The sequence below is a fragment of the Marinobacter goseongensis genome, assembly GCF_023156235.1.
GTDB lineage: Bacteria > Pseudomonadota > Gammaproteobacteria > Pseudomonadales > Oleiphilaceae > Marinobacter > Marinobacter goseongensis.
This window is the reverse complement of record NZ_JAKZAI010000004.1, coordinates 76,841-96,646: the sequence shown is the minus strand read 5'-3', so window position 1 is coordinate 96,646 and position 19,806 is coordinate 76,841. Positions and strand designations below refer to the sequence as shown.

Genomic DNA, 19,806 nt, shown 5'->3' with positions numbered 1-19,806 from the left:
ACGTAATGTTATGAACACACACATGATCCGGCGAGCCGTTGAACGTATCGGTCTCTCTGCCACGGTGTTGCTGGCCACCCTCACCCTCGTCGCCTGTGCGTCTGCCCCATTGCCGCCGACCGAGTCGCTGAATATGGCCAAGGAGACCATTGCCACCGCCGAACAGGCCGAAGCACGGCGTTACGCCGGGGCAGAGCTGGAAGAGGCAAACCGTCATCTGACGGCAGCGGATAGCGCTGTCGAGGCAGAGCGCATGGTGGAAGCCGACCGCTTGGCAAAGCAGGCCCGGTTGGCGGCGGAACTTGCGATCGCAAGAACCGAAGCGGCAAAAGCGGCCGCGATCAATCGTGAAATGGGGCGTGGCGCCGAGGCGTTGGATGAAGAAATGCAGCGCCAGGGAGAGCAGCAATGATGACCTTAGCGATCTTTAAGCCGGCTTCGGGCCGGAAAGCCGCCACCGCGGTGGTGCTGGCATCGGTTCTGTTAACCGCCTGTGCCACCGGGCCCACCAGTCCTGAAGGTGCCGAGGATGTGCGGGCCAAGTTAACCGAGCTGCAGCAGAACCCGGACATGATGACCCATGCCCGCATCGAATTGCGTGACGCGCAAGCGGCGGTAGAGCTTGCCGAGCAGCCACTGGACAGCGACGAGGAGGCACTGGCCGCCTACCGGGTCTACATGGCCGACCGGATGGTGGAAATTGCCCGCGCCAAAGGCAAAACCCGGTTGATGGAAGCAGACCGGACGCGCCTCGGCGAGGAACGTGATGCAGCCAGGCTGGCGGCACGAACCCTGGAAGCAGACCGCGCCCACGCCGACGCACAGCAAGCCCGTCGTTCAGAGGCGGGTGCGGCTGCCCAATCCGCTCTCGAGGCGGAGGAGTTGCAACGGCAGATCGATACCCTCGAAGCCGAGGCCACCGAACGCGGACTGGTGCTGACACTGGGGGATGTGCTGTTTGCCACCGGCAGCGCCGAGATCCAGGGGGGCTCGAATCGGAACCTGGAAAACCTGGTGCATTTCCTCGACCAGTACCCGGATCGCCAGGTGTTAATTGAGGGCCACACCGATAACGTCGGCAGCGCCCAGTTCAATCAGAATCTGTCGCGGCAGAGGGCTGAATCGGTGCGGCGTTTTCTGACCGGTCGTGGTATCGACAGCCAGCGGCTGACGGTGTCGGGATTCGGTTATGAGCGACCCATTGCCAACAACGACAACGCAACCGGTCGCCAGCAGAACCGACGCGTTGAAGTCATCATCGAAAACAGGGAGTAATGCATGTTGCGATATCGCGACTTTTTCCCCGCGGCGGCTGACAAGCAAGTCAGTAGCGGTCCGGGCAGGGGCGTCCCCCTCAGTGATGCTTTGCCCATGGCCATCCTGATGACCGATCAGGACGGCAAATGCCTGTACAGCAATGTCGCCTATCAGCGCCTCTGCGGCTGGTCTGGCGAAGAGCTGATCGGATCGCACTGGACCGCGGTGATTCACCCGCTGGATCACGAAAAAGCGCTGCGGCACTGGCAGGCCGCCGTACGGGGGCAAACCCCGTTCCTGACCGAGGCACGGCTGAAACGGGCCAACGGCGAGGTGATCTGGACCCGCCACAACGCCGCACTGCTCACCGACAACACCCCCGCAGACGGCTACGTTCACACCGTTGAGGACATCACCACCTACAAGGCCTACGAGCGGGCGGGCAAAAACGCTGAGGAGCAGTTGTACGAGGAAAAAGAGCGGGCTCAGGTAACCCTGGACTCGATAGGTGATGCGGTGTTGAGCACTGACATGGACGGACGGGTGTCCTATATGAACGTGGTGGCCGAGACCCTGACCGGGTTCAGCCGTCATGAGGCTGTCGGTCGGCCGCTGAGCGAGATTTTCCGCGTGGTGGATGCCAGTACCCACCAATCGAAACCGGATCCTGCGCGGCGAGCCATTCAGTCCGACAGCATTGTGGCGTTGGAATCGAACGCCCTGCTGGTGGCCAAGGACGGTATAGAACTGGCGATCGAGGATTCCGCGGCCCCGATTCATAACCGCCATGGAGTGGTGGTGGGTGCGGTGATCGTGTTTCACGATGCCCGTTTTTCCCGGGAAACCACCGCGCGCATGGCGCACCTGGCCAGCCATGACGCGCTGACCGGTCTACACAACCGTACGGCGTTTGATGAGCGTTTCGAGCAGGCGCTGGCCTTGGCGCGGCGGCACGACAAGCAGATGGGGCTGCTGTTTATCGATCTTGATAATTTCAAGGGCATCAACGATGCCCTCGGTCACAACAGCGGCGACCTTATTCTGACGGCGTTGGCGGGTAAACTGAGAGACTGTGTGCGCACCACTGACACGATCTGCCGCTATGGCGGCGACGAGTTCGTGGTTCTGCTGAGCGAGATTAACGAGCCCGACCATGCATTTGCGGTGGCGGACAAGATCCGCGAGGTGGTTGCCACACCGATGATGATCGCCGGGCAGGAAGTAGTGCTGCGGCTCAGTATCGGGGTGAGTGTGTACCCGGATAACGGAGAAACGGCGGTGGACCTGCTGGCAAAAGCCGACAACGCCATGTACCGGGTCAAGATCCTGAACCGCCAGCCCGAGGTGGGAGGTCTGGTGGTGCCAACGGGCCTTGACCGTCCGATCTAGTAGTGGATTTTGTCGGTGGTCAGGCGCTCGGTTTCCCGCTTGACCACGCCATAGCACTCGCAACACAGGGTTTCGAGTTTGGCGCGGTCAAGCACATCGATGTGGCCGCGATGGTAATCGATGACCCCCAGTTTTTGCAGTTTGCCCGCGGCCTCGGTGACACCCTCGCGGCGCACGCCCAGCATATTGGCGATCAGCTCCTGGGTCATGGTCAGCTGGTTGCCCGGAAGGCGGTCGAGGGACAACAGCAGCCAACGACACAGCTGCTGATCGATTGAGTGGTGGCGGTTGCACACCGCCGTCTGGGACATCTGGGTAATCAGCGCCTGGGTGTAACGCAGCATCAGCATGCGCACTTCGGCGTGGTTGTTGAACTCCAGTTTGAGTTCGGTGGAGGGCATGCGGTAGGCAACGCCTTTGCTCTGTACGATCGTTCGGGTCGGCGTACTTTCCCCGCCCATGAACACCGCAATACCCGCCAGACCCTCGTTGCCAACCACCGAAATTTCCGCAGAGGCGCCATTAAGCATCACATACAGCAGTGAAATGATGCAATTCGTCGGGAAATAAACAAATTCGATGGACTGGCCGGACTCGTAAATGACGTCACCCAGGTCCAGTTCCACGCGTTTGAGCTTTGGAAAGATCCGCGTTTTGGCACTGTCTGGCAGAGCTGCCAGCACATGGTTCTGGTCGGGGTGAATCGGTGTATCTGGCATAGCCTTTTCCGTGGCTGGAGGGTGATTGTTCACCCTGATCCTGTTGACGCTACCATAGAAAATGTATCTGGACGGCAACAATATTTCCAGTAACCCCGAAAACTGGCCCTCGGAGAGGGCCACCGGTATCAGCCGAAGTGGAAGAACGCCAGCTTGTTGCCGTCCGGATCCTTCACATAGGCCCCGTAGAACTGGTTGGGAATGCGCTGCCCCGGTTCGCCGTCGCAGGTCGCGCCCAGCTCGATGGCCTTGTGATAGTGAGCATCTACCGCTTCCTTGGAGCCCGGCTGGATCGCCAGCATATTGCCATTGCCCGGGTGATTCGGCTCGCCATTGAACGGCTTGCACACCGCCAGCATGGGCGATCCCATGTTCTTGCCGATAAACGCGATGCGCTCCATGTCCAGCAGTATTTTCGCGCCCAGATCGCCAAGCAGGTCGCTGTAGAACTGCTTCGCCTTCGCCATATCGCTGACGCCGAGGGTGACGTATCCGATCATTGGTGTTCTCCATGGTTGGTTGTTGTGGGGTTAGGGAATACGTCGAAGCTTAGTCTATCGGATCGTCCTGTCATCCCAGCTGAAGTTGGCGGCCCAATCCATAGCCTGTTGCAGCGGCAGCGGCCGGCTGTAGAGAAAGCCCTGGCCCAACCCGCAGCCCAGCTCAATCAGCCGCGCCTCGACCTCGGGCGACTCGATCCCCTCCGCCACCAGGCGGCGCTTGAAGCTTTTCGAGAGGCTGATAATGGCGCTGACAATCATCCCGCTGTCGGCATTCTCCAGCATGTCCAGGACGAACGAGCGGTCGATCTTGATCTCTTCTGCAGGCAGACGGCGGAACAGGTCCAGCGAGGAATAGCCGGTGCCGAAATCGTCCAGCGACAGTTCCACCCCGAGCTCACGACAGGCACTCAGATTTTCCATTGCCCGGTCGGTGTCATCCAGCGCGGTGGTTTCCAGAATTTCGAGAATAAGCCGGCGACGGATGTTCGGTGGGCAGTCTGCCAGCGCGCCGGCCAGATCGTCGCCGAAACCGGGCGTCAGGAAGTGGGACGGGCTGAGGTTGACGCTCAGGGTGTAGGGTAATCCCTGTTGGTCAAACGCCTGCAGCCGGGCGACCGCTTCCCGCAGCACAAAGTTGCCGACACTGCGGGCGTACTCGGTGTATTCGATGTGCTCGAGAAACTGCCCCGGGCCCATCAGCCCTTCCTCGGGGTGGTTCCAGCGGATCAATGCCTCAAAGCCGGCAATACAGTGGTCCCGGAAATTAATCTTGGGCTGATAGTAGAGCTCGAGCTGGCCTAGATTCAGGGCGCCATCAATCTGTTCCAGGACCTTGACCCGCTCCTTGCGGGAGAAATGGGTGTCCAGGTCGAACAGCGTGTAGTTGTTCTTGCCCGCTTCCTTGGCGGCGTACATGGCCTGATCGGCGTGGCGGATCAGCAGGTCGGCATCGGCGTTGTCATGGGGATACACGGTGACGCCCATGCTGCCGGAAAGCTGAAGCACATGGTGCTTGTAGCTGATGGGTTGGCGGATCGCCTCCAGCAGACGGACGTAGACCTTCTCGTTGTCCACATCCCGCAGGATGGCTACGAATTCGTCGCCCCCCAGGCGCGCCACCACATCGTGGGAACGTACGCTACCCAGCAGCCGCTCGGCCACAGATTTCAGTACAGCGTCGCCGACGGCATGGCCGTGCTTGTCGTTGATTTCCTTGAAACCGTCCAGATCGATAAAACACACCGACACCAGGCCATCGCGTTGGTTGGCCTCATACAGCTCCTGCTCGAACAGCTCCGTCAGCCGGCGCCGGTTGGGCAGTCCGGTGAGGGCATCGTAGTTGGCCGCCTGTTCCAGGCTCTTCTGGTGGTCCCGCTTCTCCTGATACAGGCGCTTGCGCTCGATCAGGTTGCCCACGGTCTGCATCAGCGGCTCCAGCTCTTCCGCCAGCCGGGTCTTGTAGCCGTCAAAGCGGTTGGCAAGACCGATCAGGCCGATCTGTTGATCGCCGGAAAATACCGGGATCCCGATGTACGCGCTGATCGGCGGATGCCCAGGGGGCAGCCCGCCGCGCCGTGGATCCGTGGCCAGGTCATTGGCGACAATCACCTCACCGGTCACCATCGGTAAGCCAAGGACATTGTCGAGGCGGTCGAAAATCAGGCCCCGTCGCTCAACCTCCTGGTACAACGCCTGGGTCTCCGGGCTCCAGGCGATGTTGGTGATGGCACCGATTTTCAAATAGGGCTGCCGATCGGCGCGATACAGCACTTCGCCGATAAAGCCGAACTGGCTGCCGGTCAGGCCCAGCAGGTCGCTGAGCATCAACTCGAAGGCGGCTCGTTCGTTTTCACTGGTGAGGAACACGTTCTGGGCGCGGTGAATGGCCCGGCTCAGGTGGGCGACCGGCACATACTCATTCTTGTCCGAGGCGAGGAAGGCGCGCTCCAGCTCGTCTTCCACCAGGCTGGCCAGGCTCCGCAGCACGTCAAGATCGATCTCGCTGAAGTGGCGGGGTTTGTCGTCAATAATGCACAGGGTGCCGATTTTGTAACCACTGGGTTCACGCACCGGCATGCCGGCGTAGAAGCGGATGTGGGGCTTGCCGGTAACCAGGGGATTCTTGCAGAAGCGCGGGTCCTTGGTGGCGTCTTCCACCAGAAACAGCTTGTCCTGCTGGATGGCGTAATCGCAAAAAGCCACCGAACGGGGGCTCTGCGTCAGCTCCATGCCCTGCCGCGACTTGAACCACTGGCGCTCGGAATCGATCACCGAGAACAGCGCGGTTTTCACCCGGTAGTACTGGCGCGCGATGCGCGTCAGCCGCTCGAAGCGCTCCTCCGGCGGGGTATCGAGAATGCCCAAACGCTCGAGCGCCGCGAGTCTGCGCTGTTCGATGCCCGGACTAACCATTGTCATGCTCCGAAAAAAGGTACCGATAGAAACGTTACCGCGATTGAGTCGCGTAAGCTCGACATTTCAACGCTTGATTGCAGCCGTGGATGAATACTCTGCCGTGGGTCAGACAGATCAGCTCGTCCCATGCTGCAACAGGCCAGTGAGTCAGACATCAGCGGGTGGGATTTGCAGGGAAAGATCCGGAGAACGGAAAGGCAAACGGAGATGGATACAAAGCGGGAAAGTGGTCGGCGTGGCAGGATTCGAACCTGCGACCCCTTCGTCCCGAACGAAGTGCGCTACCAAGCTGCGCCACACGCCGATCAACGGCCGGTATTATACGGATTCGCTCTGCTTTTACCAGCCCTCCGCCGATAAAAGCGCGTCGGTGAATGCGCTGAGATTGTCGTACACGCTGACCTCGGCACCCGGGATTGGTCGGGCCTCCAGATGGCGTTCGGTGTCCCGGCCGTTGCCGGTTCTGACCAGCACCGGACGACAGCCGGCGGCGTGGCCGGCTTCCAGATCCTTGCGGCTGTCGCCGGTCATGATGGCGCCGTGCAGGCTGTCGAGGTGAAAGTGCCCGCGGATCTGCTCCAGCAGCCCGGTCAACGGCTTGCGGCACTGGCAATGATCGTCCGGATGGTGGGGGCAATAGGCGATGAAGTCGATGCAGCCACCGGCGGCCTCCACCAGCCGCTCGAGCTTGTCGTGCATGGCGTCGAGGCCGTCGGTGTCGTAGAAACCACGGGCGATGCCGGACTGGTTGGTGGCAATGGCAATGCGGTGCCCGGCGTTGCAGAGCCGGGCAATCGCGTCAATGCTGCCGGGGATGGGCACCCACTCATCCGCTGAGCAGATGTAGTTGCCATCGTAGTGGTTGATGACGCCATCCCGGTCCAGAATGATCAGCATGGTGTTTCTACGGTTGCCTCTGTCTCAGCTCGCTGTCGGCAGCAGAGAAATATCGGCTACCCGCAGGAACAGGTTTCGGAGCTGGTTGAGCATCGCCAGACGGTTGTGACGGATGGCCTCATCCTCCGCCATCACCATGACGTCGTCAAAGAATTTGTCTACCGGCTCCCGCAGGCTGGCCAGCGAGGTCAGTGCCGCCGCGTAGTTGCCCTGCTCGAACAGCGGCAGCACCTTGTCTGCCTGCTGGCTGATGTGCTCGGCCAGGGCCTGCTCGGCCTGATCCTGCAGCAGGTTCTTGTCCACAGTCTCGCCCACGGTGTCGCCACCCTGTTTGGTGAGAATGTTGGACACCCGCTTGTTGGCGCCGGCCAGCGCCAGGGCTTCGGGCAACTGGCGGAAGGCCTCCACCGCTTTCACCCGACGGTCAAAGTCCAGCGGCTTGGTGGGCCGGCGGGCGTGCACCGCCAGGAACACTTCGGCGCCGATGCCCTGCTCGTCGTAGTGGGCGCGGAAGCGCTCGAGCATGTAGTCCACCACGGTGGCAGCGGTGTTCTGCTCGGTCAGCACGGTAAAGTTGTCTTCTGCCCACTGACAGCAGGTTTGCAGATCCAGCGGCAGTTCCCGTTCGATGATGATGCGCAGCACACCCAGGGATGCCCGGCGCAGCGCGAATGGGTCGCGGGTGCCGGACGGCGGCTGATTGATGCCGAACAGGCCGACCAGCGAGTCGAGGCGATCGGCAATGGCGACGGCACATCCGGTCAGGGTGGTGGGCAGGTCGTCACCGGCAAAGCGCGGCATGTACTGCTCATTCAGCGCCTTGGCAACGTCACCGGCTTCGCCGTCGTGCTCGGCGTAGTATTGCCCCATGATGCCCTGCAGATCGGTGAACTCCAGCACCATCTCGGTGACCAGGTCGGTCTTGGCCAGCATGGCAGCGCGCTCGGCCAGCGCCGGGTCACTGCCGATGGCGGCGGCAATTTTCTTCGCCAGCGCGGCCACACGCACCGATTTGTCGTAGAGGCTGCCCAGCTTTTCCTGGAACACGATCAGCTTGAGCTGATCAATGCGGTCTTCCAGCCGGGTCTTGCGGTCGGTTTCGTAGAAGAAGGCGGCGTCTGACAGGCGCGGGCGGATCACCTTCTCATTGCCGGAGATGACCTGAGCCGGGTCTTTGCTCTGCAGGTTGGCCACGGTGATGAACAGCGGCAGCATGTCGCCGGCGGCGGTGACCACGTGGAAGTATTTCTGGTGTTCTTTCATGGAGGAAATCAGCGCTTCCGCCGGTACCTCCAGGAAACGCTCCTCGAACCGGCCCATCAGCGGCACCGGCCATTCGTTCAGCGCGGTGACTTCGTCCAGCAGGTCCTCGTCAATCACCGCCTTGCCGCCGGCTTCTTTTTCCGCCAGGGCGATGACGCCGGCACGAATCTGCTCGCGGCGTTCGGCGAAATCGGCAATCACATAGCCTTCCTGCTTGAGCACCACTTCGTAGTCGCCCGGTGTCGGCACGATCAGCGATTTCGGGCAGTGGAAGCGGTGGCCACGGGTCTTGTTGCCCGGGTTCAGCCCCATGATCGGGGTGTCGATGATCTTGTTGCCGAACAGCATGATGGCCCAGTGCACCGGGCGCACGAATTCGGTGCGGTAGGAACCCCAGCGCATGCGCTTGGGAATCGGCAGACCGGCGAGCGCTTGTTCCACCAGTTCCGGCATCAGTTCCACGGTTGGACGACCGTTTTCCACGGTACGGAACACCACCCAGGCACCTTTATCGGTTTCCAGAGTGTCCAGCTGGTCCGGGGTGACGCCCAGTGAGGTGGCAAAGCCGGTCAGCGCGCGGGTCGGGTTGCCGGCGTCGTCAAAGGCCGCTTTCACGGCAGGGCCGCGCTTTTCCACCGACTTGTCGGGCTGGGCGTCGGCCAGGTTGCGCACACGTACCGCCAGGCGCCGCGGTGCAGCAAAGCTTTCCACCTCGCCAAAGCCAATGCCGGCGTCGGTCAGGCCCTGGGTAATGCCGGCGGTCAATGCGTCAGAAAGCGGTTTGAGGGCCTTGGGGGGCAGTTCTTCGGTGCCCAGTTCGACCAGAAAATCCTGTGTTGCCATGATTATGCGTTCCCCTGTTCCTGCTTGGCTTTCTTCGCTTTCTTACCCTTTTTGCCGTTGGCCTTGTCATCGGCGGCATCGGCTGCGGCCAGGACTTCCTTGCGCAGGGCCTCGGGGGCCAGCGGGAAGCCGAGTTTGCGGCGGCTGTTGAAGTAGGCCTGGGCTACGGCGCGGGCAAGGGTGCGAACGCGCAGGATGAACCGCTGGCGCTCGGTCACGGAAATGGCGTGACGGGCATCCAGCAGGTTGAAGGTGTGGGAGGCTTTCAGTACCTGTTCGTAGGCCGGCAGGGCCAGGCCGGCCTCAATCAGCCGGGCGCTCTCGCGCTCATGGACATCGAAGCTGTGGAACAGGAAGTCGGTGTCGGCGTGCTCGAAGTTATAGGTGGACATCTCCACCTCCTGCTGATGGAACACGTCGCCGTAGGTGACCACGCCGTCGGGCCCCTGTGTCCACACCAGGTCGTACACGCTGTCGACGCCCTGCAGGTACATGGCAATGCGCTCGAGGCCGTAGGTCAGCTCACCGGTGACCGGGTAGCATTCCAGGCCGCCCACTTGCTGGAAGTAGGTGAACTGGGTGACTTCCATGCCGTTGAGCCAGATTTCCCAGCCCAGACCCCAGGCCCCCAGGGTGGGAGATTCCCAGTTGTCTTCCACGAAGCGAATGTCGTGCACCAGCGGGTCGAGCCCCAGCGCTTTCAGGGAATCCAGGTACAGCTCCTGAATGTTGTCCGGTGACGGCTTCAGCACCACCTGGAACTGGTAATAATGCTGCAGGCGGTTGGGGTTTTCGCCGTAGCGGCCGTCCGTGGGACGGCGGCTGGGCTGAACGTAGGCCGCGTTCCAGGTTTCCGGACCGATGGAACGCAGGAAGGTGGCCGGATGAAAGGTGCCGGCGCCCACTTCCATGTCCAGCGGCTGGAGCACCACGCAGCCGTGCTGCGCCCAGAAATTCTGCAGGGCCAGAATCAGACCCTGGAAAGTTTTGACGTCCGGGGTATTGTTGATAGTTACCTTGTCTGTCACGACGATTGCCTGCTGATCAGTCTGTGTGTGGCGCCCCGTTCTTGAGCCGGGGCACGCTGAAAAAAGGCGCATTATACGCTGGCCAGACGTGTATTTCTAAACGGCGTTCACCGCCTTGTTTTTGCTAGAAGAACGTGAGCCCCACCTGGAACAGTTTTTCCACGTCACGGATGCGGGTCTTGTCCACCAGGAACAGGATCACGTGGTCATCCGGCTGCACTCGCAAGTGATCGTGGGCGATCAGTACTTCGTTGCGGCGAACGATAGCGCCGATGGTGGTGCCTTCTGGCAGGGTGATTTCGTCCAGCCGCTTACCCACCACCTTGGACGAGCGGTGATCACCGTGGGCGATGGCCTCAATGGCTTCCGCCGCGCCCCGACGCAGGGAGTGTACGTTGACCACATCGCCGCGGCGGACGTGGGTCAGCAGGCTGCCAATGGTGGTTTGCTGGGGCGAGATGGCCACGTCGATGTCGCCGCCCTGGATCAGGTCCACGTAGTCCGGGTTGTTGATCAGGGTCAGCACCTTGCGGGCGCCGAGGCGCTTGGCCAGCAGCGAGGCCATGATGTTGGCTTCGTCGTCGTTGGTAACGGCGCAGAACACATCGGTGCTTTCGATGTTTTCTTCCAGCAGGATGTCCTTGTTGGCGGCGTTGCCTTCCAGCACCACGGTCTTGCGCAGGTTTTCCGACAGCATCACGCAACGTTCGCGGTCACGCTCCAGCAGCTTGACCTGATAGCGGTTCTCCAGGGTGTGGGCCAGGCGCTGGCCGATGTTGCCGCCGCCGCAGATGAAAATACGCTTGTAAGGTTTTTCCAGCGGTTGCAGCTCGCTCATCACCGAGCGGATGTGGTCCGAGGCGGCAATAAAAAACACCTCGTCGCCGTCTTCGATCACCGTGTCGCCCTGGGGCATGATGGCCCGGCCCTTGCGGAAGATAGCCGCCACGCGGGTATCGATCTTGGGCATGTGGGTGCGCAGGTAAGACAGTTCGTGGCCCACCAGTGGCCCGCCTTCGGTGGCGCGGATGGCCACGAGCCGGGTCAGGCCCTTGGAGAATTCCAGTACCTGCAGCGCGCCCGGGTATTCGATCAGCCGGGTAATGTGTTTGGTCACCAGATGTTCCGGGCTGATCAGCACGTCGATGGGGAAGCCCCGCAGGCTGTCCAGGTCCTTCTGCTGATCCCGCTGGTAGAACAGTTCGGCTTTGGCCAGATAGGCGTTGGCCCGTACCCGACAGATGGTGGTCGGTGTCTTGTACAGCAGTTTGCCCACCTGGCAGGCCACCATGTTGGTCTCGTCGCTGTTGGTGACGGCGATCATCATGTCGGCGTCTTCTGCGCCGGCCTGCCTCAGTACCGTCGGAAACGAGGCCTTGCCCTGCACGGTGCGGATGTCCAGCCGATCCTGTAGTTCCCGCAGGCGGGTGCTGTCGCTGTCAATCACGGTGATGTCGTTGGCTTCGTTGGCGAGGTTTTCCGCCAGTGTGCCACCCACCTGGCCGGCACCGAGAATCAGGATTTTCATAGCTCTGGTTTCTCCAACACGGCGTAGAAGAAGCCGTCGTGGCTTGCGGAATCGGGTAACAGTTGTCTTCCTGCGGTCATGTCGCGACCCCAGGTGAATTCTGGTGCCAGCAGCGTTGCGGCGGGCTGCTGTTTCAGATAGCGCTGGATTATACGGTGATTTTCCTGGGGGAACACCGAGCAGGTGGCGTACACCAGCCGGCCTCCCGGCTTGAGGACAGACCACATGGCCTCCAGCAGGCCAAGCTGGATTGAGGCCAGCGGCACAATGTCGGATTCCCGCCGCAACAGCTTGATGTCCGGGTGGCGCCGGATGACGCCGCTGGCGCTGCAGGGCACGTCCAGCAGGATGCGATCGAAGGCCTCGCCGTCCCACCAGTCCGCCACTGCTGCAGCATCCGCCTGTTTCAGGGTGGCTTGCAGATCGAGCCGGTCGAGGTTTTCCTGCACCCGGGGCAGACGCTCGGCGGATTCGTCAATGGCCACCACCTCGCCGAGGTCACCGCAGGCTTCCAGAATGGCGCAGGTCTTGCCGCCGGGCGCGGCGCAGGCATCGAGTACCCGCTGGCCCGGTGCCAGATCCAGCAGCGTGGTACACAGCTGGGCGGCTTCGTCCTGCACGCTGACGGCGCCGTCGGCAAACCATGGCAGGCGGTCCACCGGCACCGGTGTCTCAAGCTGGATGCCGTAGGGGGCGAACGCCGTGGCTTGCGCCGCTATGCCGGCCTCGGCCAGCTGTGCCAGGTAGTCGTGACGGCTGAAGCGCAGGGCATTGACCCGCAGGGTCATGGGGGCCTGGGCGTTATTGGCGTCGAGGATGGCCGGCCAGTCATCGGGCCAGTTGTGGCGCAGCTTTTCCACCATCCACAGGGGGTGGCTGAAGCGGGCGGCGTCGGTCGAGGCTTCCGGCGCGCCCTCCCGCTCGGCACTGCGCAACACACCGTTGACCAGGCCGGTCAGGTTGGGCATGCCCAGGGCGCGGCAGGCTTCCACGGTCTCATTCAGCACCGCGTAGGTGGCCTGCTGGCTGTGGCGGAGCTGGAACAGCGCCACCAGCATCAGATGATGAACGACCCGGTCGGGTTTGCGCAGCGGCTTGTTGAGACGCTGGTTCAGTTCGTCGTCAAGGCGGTGGAACCAGCGGCAGGTTCCGTAACAGATGGCCTGCAGTTCGGGGCGTTCGTTCGGGGCCAGCCGGTTCAGCGCCAGTGGCAGGCACTGGGTCAGCGACTGGCCGTTCTCCACCGATAGCAGGACCTGAGCGGCCAGGGCGCGCATGGGCTGGCTGCGGTCGTTCATTCAGTTCAGCTCCTGGCCTGGCAGCAACAACTCTTTGCCGCCGTTGATCAGGTCGTTGGGGGTCTGGGCCCGGGCGCCGGGCAGCTGCAGGCTGGTGATCCTGAGCACACCGGTGCCGCAGGCCACGTCGATGCCGTCCCGCTGCCGTTTCAGCACCGTGCCGGGTACCTGCCCCGGGGATTCGTCGAGGGCAATGGCCTGATGGATGCGCACCCGCTGCCCGTTGAAGTCGGTGTAGGTGCCGGGCCAGGGGTTGAAGGCGCGTACCAGGCGCTCGATGGCGCTGGCTTCCAGATTCCAGTCGATGTGGCCCTCGTCCTTGGACAGTTTGTGGGCGTAACAGGCCAGATCATTGTTCTGCGCTTCCCCTTGCAGCTCACCTTTTTTCAGCAGCGCCAACGCCTTGACGATGGCTTTGCCACCCTGTTCCGCCAGGCGGTCGTGCAGGCTGCCGCCGGTGTCGCCGTCTTCAATAGCGGTGATCACCTTCAACAGCATGGCGCCCGTGTCGAGGCCCTCGTCCATCTGCATGATGGTGATACCGGTCTCCGGGTCGCCGGCTTCGATGGCCCGGTGAATGGGGGCGGCGCCGCGCCAGCGGGGCAGCAGCGAGGCGTGGATATTGAGACAGCCGTGGCTGGGAATCGCCAGAACCGCTTGCGGCAGAATCAGGCCATAGGCGGCCACAATCATGACATCGGGGCGCAGGTCCCGCAGTTGCTGCTGGGCTTCCGGGGTTTTCAGGGAGGGTGGCTGGAATACCGGGATGTTGGCGTCCAGGGCCACCTGCTTGACCGGCGTGGGGGTCAGCTTGCGGCCGCGGCCAGCCGGTCTATCGGGCTGTGAGTAGACGCCCACCACATCATGGCGATGGTCCACCAGCGCTTTCAGGGCGATGGCTGCAAAATCCGGGGTGCCGGCAAACACGATGCGCACGGTGATGTCGTCTCTGTTCCGTTGAATACGAAAAAACCGGGCTTTCACCCGGTCTGTGCTGTCTGGTAAGGCTCTGGCCAGCGATCAGGTGATCGGCCAGACCGAGCGACCGCGATCAGGCGCTCTTCTTATGCTGCTTTTCCAGCTTCTTGCGAATCCGGTTGCGCTTCAGCGAACTCAGGTAGTCCACGAACAGCTTACCGTTGAGGTGATCCATTTCGTGCTGGATACACACGGCCAGCAGACCCCTGGCCTCGATTTCGAAGGGCTGGCCGTCGCGATCCAGGGCGCGGATCATGCAATGCTCGATGCGAGACACGTCTTCGTAAAAGCCCGGCACCGAGAGGCAACCTTCCTGCATGTCCTCAAGATCACCGTCGAGCACTTCCACGCGGGGGTTGATGAACACCCGCGGCTCGCTCTTGTCCTCGGACAGATCCATCACAATGATCTGCTTGTGCACGTTTACCTGGGTCGCCGCCAGACCAATGCCGGGCGCATCGTACATGGTCTCAAACATGTCGTCGATGAGCTTGCGGTCGGTCTCTGTCACCTCTTCCACCGGTTTGGCGATGGTGCGCAAACGGGGATCCGGGTATTCGAGTATCTCTAGAATCATGCTGCTCGTACTTTTGGCCTGTGAACCTGAATGACACCGTTATGTTTTGTAACAGTGTGACTGCGCTCTCCGAAATGCGACAGCGTACTGCGCAAATTATCACTCCGGGACTATGATGTCCGGACAGTTTGTATTATCCCCCATCTTGATGATTGAGTACAAACTGATCAGTCAATAGTCAAAAACTCTTGACGATGCGGTAGAATTTACTGGAAGAACAAAAGATAACATCACAATTTGCGTGACTTCTTCTATAGTATCGGAAACAGCAACACAATAAGCTGCACCCGACAGGCTGCATTTCAAGAACAGAATCAATTGATTCAAGGCACGCGATCAAGGACTTAGACAATGAGGAAACTGCTGTACGCTCTGGCAGCAAGCATGCTGCTGCTAACCTCCTGGGCTCATGCGCAACCGGAGCTCAGGTCCGATCATCCCGAGCGTTACACTGTCGTGAAGGGTGACACCCTGTGGGACATCTCCGCCCGTTTTCTGAACAACCCCTGGTACTGGCCGGAAATCTGGCACGTTAACCCGCAGGTGCAGAATCCTCATCTGATCTACCCGGGCGACCGTCTGGCGCTGGTGTACATTGATGGCAAGCCCCGGGTTACCAAGGTCAGCAGCAGCGACGTGATCAAGCTGTCCCCGCAGATTCGCTCCGAAGCCATTGATACGCCGATTCCGGCGATCCCGCTGGATGCCATCAGCAGCTTCCTGTCGGAGACCCGCATCGTGTCGCCGGAAGAACTCAACGGCGCGCCCTATGTGCTTGAGGGCGAAGACGGCCGCATCATCACCGGCGCCGGCGATCGGGTCTACGCCCGTGGCGAGAAGCCTGCCGACCGCGTGGGCATTTTCCGTCGCAGCAAGGAGTTCCGGGATCCCGACAGCGGTGAGTTCCTGGGCCTTGAGGCGCGCAGCATTGCCAAGGGTGAGGTGAGCGCTGAAAACGGCGACGTGCTGACACTGAGCCTGACCAGCTCCAATGAGGAAGTTCGCATCGGCGATCGTCTGCTGGTCAGTGAGGACCGCCGCCTGACCACCAACTTTGTGCCCAGCTCGCCGGAAGACGAGATTGAGGGCGTCATGATATCCGTGGAAGGCGGTGTCAACCAGATTGGCCAATACGATGTAGTGGCCATCAACCGTGGTGAGCGTGAAGGCCTCAAGCCGGGCAACGTGATGGCGGTGCTGAAGAGCGGCAACCAGGTGCGCGATCCGGTCACCAATGAAACCATCGAGCTGCCCTCCGAGCGTGCCGGCCTGCTGATGGTCTTCCAGACCTACGAAAAAATGAGCTACGGTCTGATCCTGCGAGCCTCCCGGGTTCTTTCAGTGGGTGACAAGGTGACCAACCCCTGAGGTAGGTCATCTTCGACAAGCAGACCCAACAACGGGAGCCAGCACCGGCTCCCGTTTTTTATGACATAATCCCCATCGCCGGCGCCAGGATGGCAGCTACCGGCATGCAGCCTGAAGCTGCCAAATCAACCAGCCAGGGAAGGATGGTCCATGTCTGATGTTTCCTCCGTTGTGACGATTGAAGAGCCTGCCGCGGCGTTTTTCCAGTGTGCTGACAGCCTCTGGCTGATGCTGACCTGTCTGCCCGGATTCGGTTTGCGCCGCCGCCACGCGGTCGCATCGGTGATGCCGGATCTGAGCGGGCTGCTGGCTGCCAACGCCGCGACTCTGAAAGCCATGGGGCTGCCCCGTGAGATCATTGAGCCGATACAGGCGTGGCAACAACAGGACTGCGCCCATCCGGTGGTGGCCCGGGCCCGCGCGATCCATACCGCCTGTCATGCCCGGGGGATCTGGCTGTTGAACCGGGGTGACGCCGATTATCCCGAACCGCTGCGCCACATTCACGACGCCCCCCTGGTGCTGTACTGCCAGGGCCGCCGCCAGCTGTTACAGCGCAATCAGATCGGCATTGTTGGCAGCCGCAATGCCACCCGCGCGGGCCTCGACCATGCCCGTCGGTTCGCGTCTGCCCTGAGCGATCAGGGTTTCCTGGTGACCAGCGGTCTGGCCCTGGGCATTGACGGGGCCGCCCACGCCGGCGCCCTGGATGCCGGGCACGAAACCCTCGCGGTCATCGGCAGCGGGCTTGACCGGCTCTACCCGAGTCAGCACCGCAAGCTGGCTCAGCGCATTGTCGGGCAGGGACTGCTGATGTCGGAGTATCCGCCTGGCGAGCGCGCCCGCGCCGCCCATTTCCCGCAACGTAATCGCATTATCAGTGGCATGAGCCGCGGCGTACTGGTGGTGGAGGCCAGCCTGCGCAGCGGATCGCTGATCACCGCCCGGCTGGCGCTGGAACAGGGGCGTGAGGTGTTCGCCATCCCCGGATCGGTGCACAGCCCGGTGGCGCGGGGCTGCCATCATCTGATCAAGCAGGGCGCGCGGCTGGTGGAGACGGTGGACGATGTGCTGGAAGAACTGGGGGCCTGGTGGTGCGCTGCAGACGTCCCGGCCGGCCTGCCGCAACAGGCGGCCCCGGGCGCTAATCTGGAGCCCAGGGAAATCGCGGTGCTGGAGGCTTTAGGGTATGATCCGCAGTCAACCGATCAACTGTGTTCAGAAACCGGATTACCCGCCGATCAGTTGATGCAGTCGCTGCTGTTACTGGAACTGCAGGGGCTGGTCAGCTCGGTTCCGGGAGGTTTCCAGAGGATAGCCTGAGCCATGCCGAAGTCGCCCGACTCACATAACTCACATAACTCACATAACTCACATAACTCACATAACTCACATAACTCACATAACTCATATAACCCCCTCACTGACTGGCAACTGCACTGTGCCCGCCGCACCCTGTTCGGTGGCGGTATCATTGCCTACCCGACCGAGGCGGTGTGGGGCCTGGGCTGTGACCCCTGGGATGCCGAGGCGGTGGACCGCATTCTGGATCTGAAACATCGCCCGATGGAAAAAGGCATGATTCTGGTGGCGTCGTCGGTGGACCAGGTGCGGTTTCTGCTGGATCCGTTACCGCTGGATCTGCAGCGGGAAGCCGAGAGCCACTGGCCCGGCCCGGTGACCTGCCTGTTGCCGGATGTGCAGCAGCAGATCCCTGAGTGGGTGCGCGGGCGCCACAGCTCCATTGCGGTGCGGGTCAGCAGCCACCCGGTGGTTCGCGCCCTGTGTGACGCCGCCGGCATGCCGCTGGTGTCCACCTCCTGCAATCCGGCGGGGCGCCAGCCGGCCCGCTCCATCTGGCAGGTGCGCCGCTATTTCCGCGACACTCTGGACTGGATCGTACCCGGGGATCTGGGTGGCAACCGCCAGCCCAGCCGGATTCTGGATATCGTCAACGGCCGCCAATTGCGGTAGGAGAACTCAGATGTCGCAGCAACCCGACAGCAACGCCGTCAAACAGTACCTGCTGACACTGCAGGACACCATTGCCCAGCGCCTGGCTGCGGTGGACGGCGAGGCTGCCTTCATCACCGATGCCTGGGACCGGCCCGAGGGCGGTGGTGGCATCAGCCGCGTGATTACTGACGGCGCGGTGTTCGAGAAAGGCGGCGTGAACTTTTCCCACGTGATGGGTGACACCATGCCCCCGTCGGCCACCGCGCATCGCCCTCATCTGGCCGGTGCGCCCTGGCAGGCGATGGGGGTGTCACTGGTGATCCATCCCCACAACCCGATGGTGCCGACCTCCCACGCCAACGTGCGGTTTTTCATCGCCACCCCGAAGGACGCGGAGCCGGTGTACTGGTTTGGTGGCGGGTATGATCTCACGCCGTATTACGGCTTTGACGAAGATTGCGTGCATTGGCACCAGACCGCCCGTAACGCCTGCCAGCCGTTTGGTGATGAGATGTATCCGCGCTTCAAACACTGGTGTGACGAGTATTTCTATCTCAAACACCGGAACGAGCCCCGGGGTATTGGCGGCCTGTTCTTCGACGACCACAACACCGGCGATTTCGGCCGCGATTTCGGTCTGATGCAGGCGGTGGGCAGCAGTTATATCGAGGCTTACGAGCCCATCGTGCAGCGTCGCAAGCATTTGCCCTACACCGACCAGCAGCGGGATTTCCAGCTCTACCGTCGCGGTCGCTACGTGGAATTCAATCTGGTTTACGATCGCGGCACGCTCTTTGGCCTGCAGTCCGGTGGCCGCACCGAATCGATCCTGATGTCACTGCCGCCGCTGGTGCGCTGGGACTACAACCGCATCGCCGCGTCCGGTTCCGAGGAGGCGAGGCTGACGGATTATTTCCTCACCGATCGTGACTGGCTGGAGCTGAACCATGAACAATGACCTGTACGCGGTGGTGGGCAATCCCATCAGCCACAGCAAGTCGCCGCGTATCCACAGCCTGTTCGCCCGGCAAACCGGCGAGCTGGTGGAGTACACCGCCATTCAGGCGCCACTGGACGATTTTGCCGGCACCGTCCGCAACTTCTTCGCCCGTGGTGGTCAGGGTCTGAACGTGACGGTGCCGTTCAAGGAGCAGGCCTGGTCGCTGGCTGAACGGCGCACGCCGGAGGCGGAAAAAGCCGGCGCGGCCAACACCCTCTATCGCGATGGTGAAGGCTTGCTCATCGCCGACAACACCGACGGCAAAGGCCTGGTTACCGACCTGACCCGCAATCACAACGTCAATCTGCTGGGCAAGCGGCTGCTGCTGCTGGGTGCCGGCGGTGCGGTGCGCGGCGTGCTGGGGCCGCTGATGGCCTCCGGCCCGGCCGCCATCACGGTAGCCAACCGTACGGTGTCCAAGGCTCAGGTTCTGGTGGAACTGTTCCGCGATGAGGCTGCCGGAGTGGCGTTTGAGGCCTGTGGTTTCGCGGTGCCCGCAGAGCCCTTCGATGTCATTATCAATGGCACCAGTGCCAGTCTGCAGGGAGATCTGCCCCCGTTGTCGCCGAATGTGATCGGTGCCGACACTGTGGTTTACGACATGATGTATTCTCTGACCACCACCACCTTTAACCAGTGGGCGCTGGATCAGGGCGCACACCGGGTGTACGACGGCCTCGGCATGTTGGTGGAGCAGGCGGCGGAAGCCTTCCGCATCTGGCGGGGTATTCGCCCGCAGACCTCGGCGGTCATGGACGAATTGCGTAACGACTGAGCCGGGCCGCCC

18 protein-coding genes and 1 tRNA gene are annotated in these 19,806 nt (G+C 61.9%); 8 read left to right on the top strand and 11 right to left on the bottom strand.

Annotated elements, in window-relative coordinates:
* Positions 1-10: 10 nt before the first annotated feature.
* Genes MLC70_RS04125 through MLC70_RS04115 form a run of 3 tightly spaced genes read left to right on the top strand, consistent with a single transcriptional unit; the run spans position 11 to position 2,646 of the window.
* Positions 11-412 (top strand): DUF4398 domain-containing protein, encoded by a 402-nt coding sequence (locus MLC70_RS04125; RefSeq protein WP_248181804.1) that lies wholly within the window; start codon positions 11-13, stop codon positions 410-412.
* Positions 409-1,275 (top strand): OmpA family protein, encoded by an 867-nt coding sequence (locus MLC70_RS04120; protein WP_248181803.1) that lies wholly within the window; start codon positions 409-411, stop codon positions 1,273-1,275. Before MLC70_RS04125 ends, MLC70_RS04120 begins: the two co-directional genes overlap by 4 nt.
* 3 nt (positions 1,276-1,278) lie before the next feature.
* Positions 1,279-2,646: a diguanylate cyclase domain-containing protein gene (locus MLC70_RS04115; protein ID WP_248181802.1), complete on the top strand. Its 1,368-nt coding sequence runs from the start codon at positions 1,279-1,281 to the stop codon at positions 2,644-2,646.
* Here MLC70_RS04115 and MLC70_RS04110 read toward each other — a convergent pair.
* From MLC70_RS04110 to def, 11 genes are all read right to left on the bottom strand, one after another.
* Positions 2,643-3,365 (bottom strand): Crp/Fnr family transcriptional regulator, encoded by a 723-nt coding sequence (locus tag MLC70_RS04110; RefSeq protein WP_248181801.1) that lies wholly within the window; start codon positions 3,363-3,365, stop codon positions 2,643-2,645. The genes MLC70_RS04115 and MLC70_RS04110 overlap by 4 nt on opposite strands.
* A gap of 128 nt (positions 3,366-3,493) precedes the next feature.
* Positions 3,494-3,865 (bottom strand): VOC family protein, encoded by a 372-nt coding sequence (locus tag MLC70_RS04105; RefSeq protein ID WP_248181800.1) that lies wholly within the window; start codon positions 3,863-3,865, stop codon positions 3,494-3,496.
* Positions 3,866-3,919: 54 nt separating this feature from the next.
* A complete protein-coding gene (locus tag MLC70_RS04100) occupies positions 3,920-6,286 on the bottom strand; it encodes a sensor domain-containing phosphodiesterase (RefSeq protein ID WP_248181799.1) in 2,367 nt (788 codons plus the stop codon).
* 224 nt (positions 6,287-6,510) lie between these two features.
* Positions 6,511-6,587: transfer RNA gene (locus MLC70_RS04095), tRNA-Pro, on the bottom strand.
* Positions 6,588-6,622: 35 nt separating this feature from the next.
* Positions 6,623-7,180, bottom strand: coding sequence for a D-glycero-beta-D-manno-heptose 1,7-bisphosphate 7-phosphatase (gene gmhB, locus MLC70_RS04090; RefSeq protein WP_248181798.1), 558 nt, complete (start codon positions 7,178-7,180; stop codon positions 6,623-6,625).
* Between the two features lie 24 nt (positions 7,181-7,204).
* Positions 7,205-9,286, bottom strand: coding sequence for a glycine--tRNA ligase subunit beta (gene glyS, locus MLC70_RS04085; RefSeq protein ID WP_248181797.1), 2,082 nt, complete (start codon positions 9,284-9,286; stop codon positions 7,205-7,207).
* A 2-nt stretch (positions 9,287-9,288) separates the two neighbouring features.
* Positions 9,289-10,296, bottom strand: coding sequence for a glycine--tRNA ligase subunit alpha (glyQ, locus tag MLC70_RS04080; protein WP_248181988.1), 1,008 nt, complete (start codon positions 10,294-10,296; stop codon positions 9,289-9,291).
* A 142-nt stretch (positions 10,297-10,438) separates the two neighbouring features.
* Positions 10,439-11,842, bottom strand: a complete 1,404-nt coding sequence (trkA, locus tag MLC70_RS04075) for a Trk system potassium transporter TrkA (RefSeq protein ID WP_248181796.1) — start codon at positions 11,840-11,842, stop codon at positions 10,439-10,441.
* The gene (gene rsmB, locus MLC70_RS04070) at positions 11,839-13,140 is read right to left on the bottom strand and encodes a 16S rRNA (cytosine(967)-C(5))-methyltransferase RsmB (RefSeq protein ID WP_248181795.1); all 1,302 of its coding nucleotides are present in this window, start codon (positions 13,138-13,140) and stop codon (positions 11,839-11,841) included. The genes trkA and rsmB overlap by 4 nt, the downstream gene beginning before the upstream one ends.
* Positions 13,141-14,076: a methionyl-tRNA formyltransferase gene (fmt, locus tag MLC70_RS04065; protein WP_248181987.1), complete on the bottom strand. Its 936-nt coding sequence runs from the start codon at positions 14,074-14,076 to the stop codon at positions 13,141-13,143.
* 115 nt (positions 14,077-14,191) lie between these two features.
* A complete protein-coding gene (gene def, locus MLC70_RS04060; protein WP_248181794.1) occupies positions 14,192-14,695 on the bottom strand; it encodes a peptide deformylase in 504 nt (167 codons plus the stop codon).
* 351 nt (positions 14,696-15,046) lie between these two features.
* Here def and MLC70_RS04055 point away from each other — a divergent pair, with 351 nt between their 5' ends.
* From MLC70_RS04055 to aroE, 5 genes are all read left to right on the top strand, one after another.
* Positions 15,047-16,063: a LysM peptidoglycan-binding domain-containing protein gene (locus MLC70_RS04055; protein WP_248181793.1), complete on the top strand. Its 1,017-nt coding sequence runs from the start codon at positions 15,047-15,049 to the stop codon at positions 16,061-16,063.
* Positions 16,064-16,213: 150 nt separating this feature from the next.
* Entirely contained in the window at positions 16,214-17,386 is a 1,173-nt protein-coding gene (dprA, locus tag MLC70_RS04050; protein WP_427902089.1) for a DNA-processing protein DprA, read from the top strand.
* A gap of 111 nt (positions 17,387-17,497) precedes the next feature.
* On the top strand, positions 17,498-18,037 hold the full coding sequence (gene tsaC / locus MLC70_RS04045; protein ID WP_248181985.1) for an L-threonylcarbamoyladenylate synthase type 1 TsaC: 540 nt from the start codon (positions 17,498-17,500) through the stop codon (positions 18,035-18,037).
* Between the two features lie 10 nt (positions 18,038-18,047).
* Positions 18,048-18,977, top strand: a complete 930-nt coding sequence (gene hemF, locus MLC70_RS04040; RefSeq protein ID WP_248181792.1) for an oxygen-dependent coproporphyrinogen oxidase — start codon at positions 18,048-18,050, stop codon at positions 18,975-18,977.
* A complete protein-coding gene (gene aroE, locus MLC70_RS04035; RefSeq protein WP_248181791.1) occupies positions 18,967-19,794 on the top strand; it encodes a shikimate dehydrogenase in 828 nt (275 codons plus the stop codon). Before hemF ends, aroE begins: the two co-directional genes overlap by 11 nt.
* Positions 19,795-19,806 lie beyond the last annotated feature (12 nt).

Excerpts from the sequence above, each read along its gene's own strand:
- MLC70_RS04125 (WP_248181804.1), top strand. The coding sequence starts at position 11 with ATGAACACACACATGATCCGGCGAGCCGTTGAACGTATCGGTCTCTCT.
- MLC70_RS04120 (WP_248181803.1), top strand. The coding sequence starts at position 409 with ATGATGACCTTAGCGATCTTTAAGCCGGCTTCGGGCCGGAAAGCCGCC.
- MLC70_RS04115 (WP_248181802.1), top strand. The coding sequence starts at position 1,279 with ATGTTGCGATATCGCGACTTTTTCCCCGCGGCGGCTGACAAGCAAGTC.
- MLC70_RS04110 (WP_248181801.1), bottom strand. The coding sequence starts at position 3,365 with ATGCCAGATACACCGATTCACCCCGACCAGAACCATGTGCTGGCAGCT.
- MLC70_RS04105 (WP_248181800.1), bottom strand. The coding sequence starts at position 3,865 with ATGATCGGATACGTCACCCTCGGCGTCAGCGATATGGCGAAGGCGAAG.
- MLC70_RS04100 (WP_248181799.1), bottom strand. The coding sequence starts at position 6,286 with ATGACAATGGTTAGTCCGGGCATCGAACAGCGCAGACTCGCGGCGCTC.
- gmhB (WP_248181798.1), bottom strand. The coding sequence starts at position 7,180 with ATGCTGATCATTCTGGACCGGGATGGCGTCATCAACCACTACGATGGC.
- glyS (WP_248181797.1), bottom strand. The coding sequence starts at position 9,286 with ATGGCAACACAGGATTTTCTGGTCGAACTGGGCACCGAAGAACTGCCC.
- trkA (WP_248181796.1), bottom strand. The coding sequence starts at position 11,842 with ATGAAAATCCTGATTCTCGGTGCCGGCCAGGTGGGTGGCACACTGGCG.
- rsmB (WP_248181795.1), bottom strand. The coding sequence starts at position 13,140 with ATGAACGACCGCAGCCAGCCCATGCGCGCCCTGGCCGCTCAGGTCCTG.
- def (WP_248181794.1), bottom strand. The coding sequence starts at position 14,695 with ATGATTCTAGAGATACTCGAATACCCGGATCCCCGTTTGCGCACCATC.
- MLC70_RS04055 (WP_248181793.1), top strand. The coding sequence starts at position 15,047 with ATGAGGAAACTGCTGTACGCTCTGGCAGCAAGCATGCTGCTGCTAACC.
- dprA (WP_427902089.1), top strand. The coding sequence starts at position 16,214 with ATGTCTGATGTTTCCTCCGTTGTGACGATTGAAGAGCCTGCCGCGGCG.
- hemF (WP_248181792.1), top strand. The coding sequence starts at position 18,048 with ATGTCGCAGCAACCCGACAGCAACGCCGTCAAACAGTACCTGCTGACA.
- aroE (WP_248181791.1), top strand. The coding sequence starts at position 18,967 with ATGAACAATGACCTGTACGCGGTGGTGGGCAATCCCATCAGCCACAGC.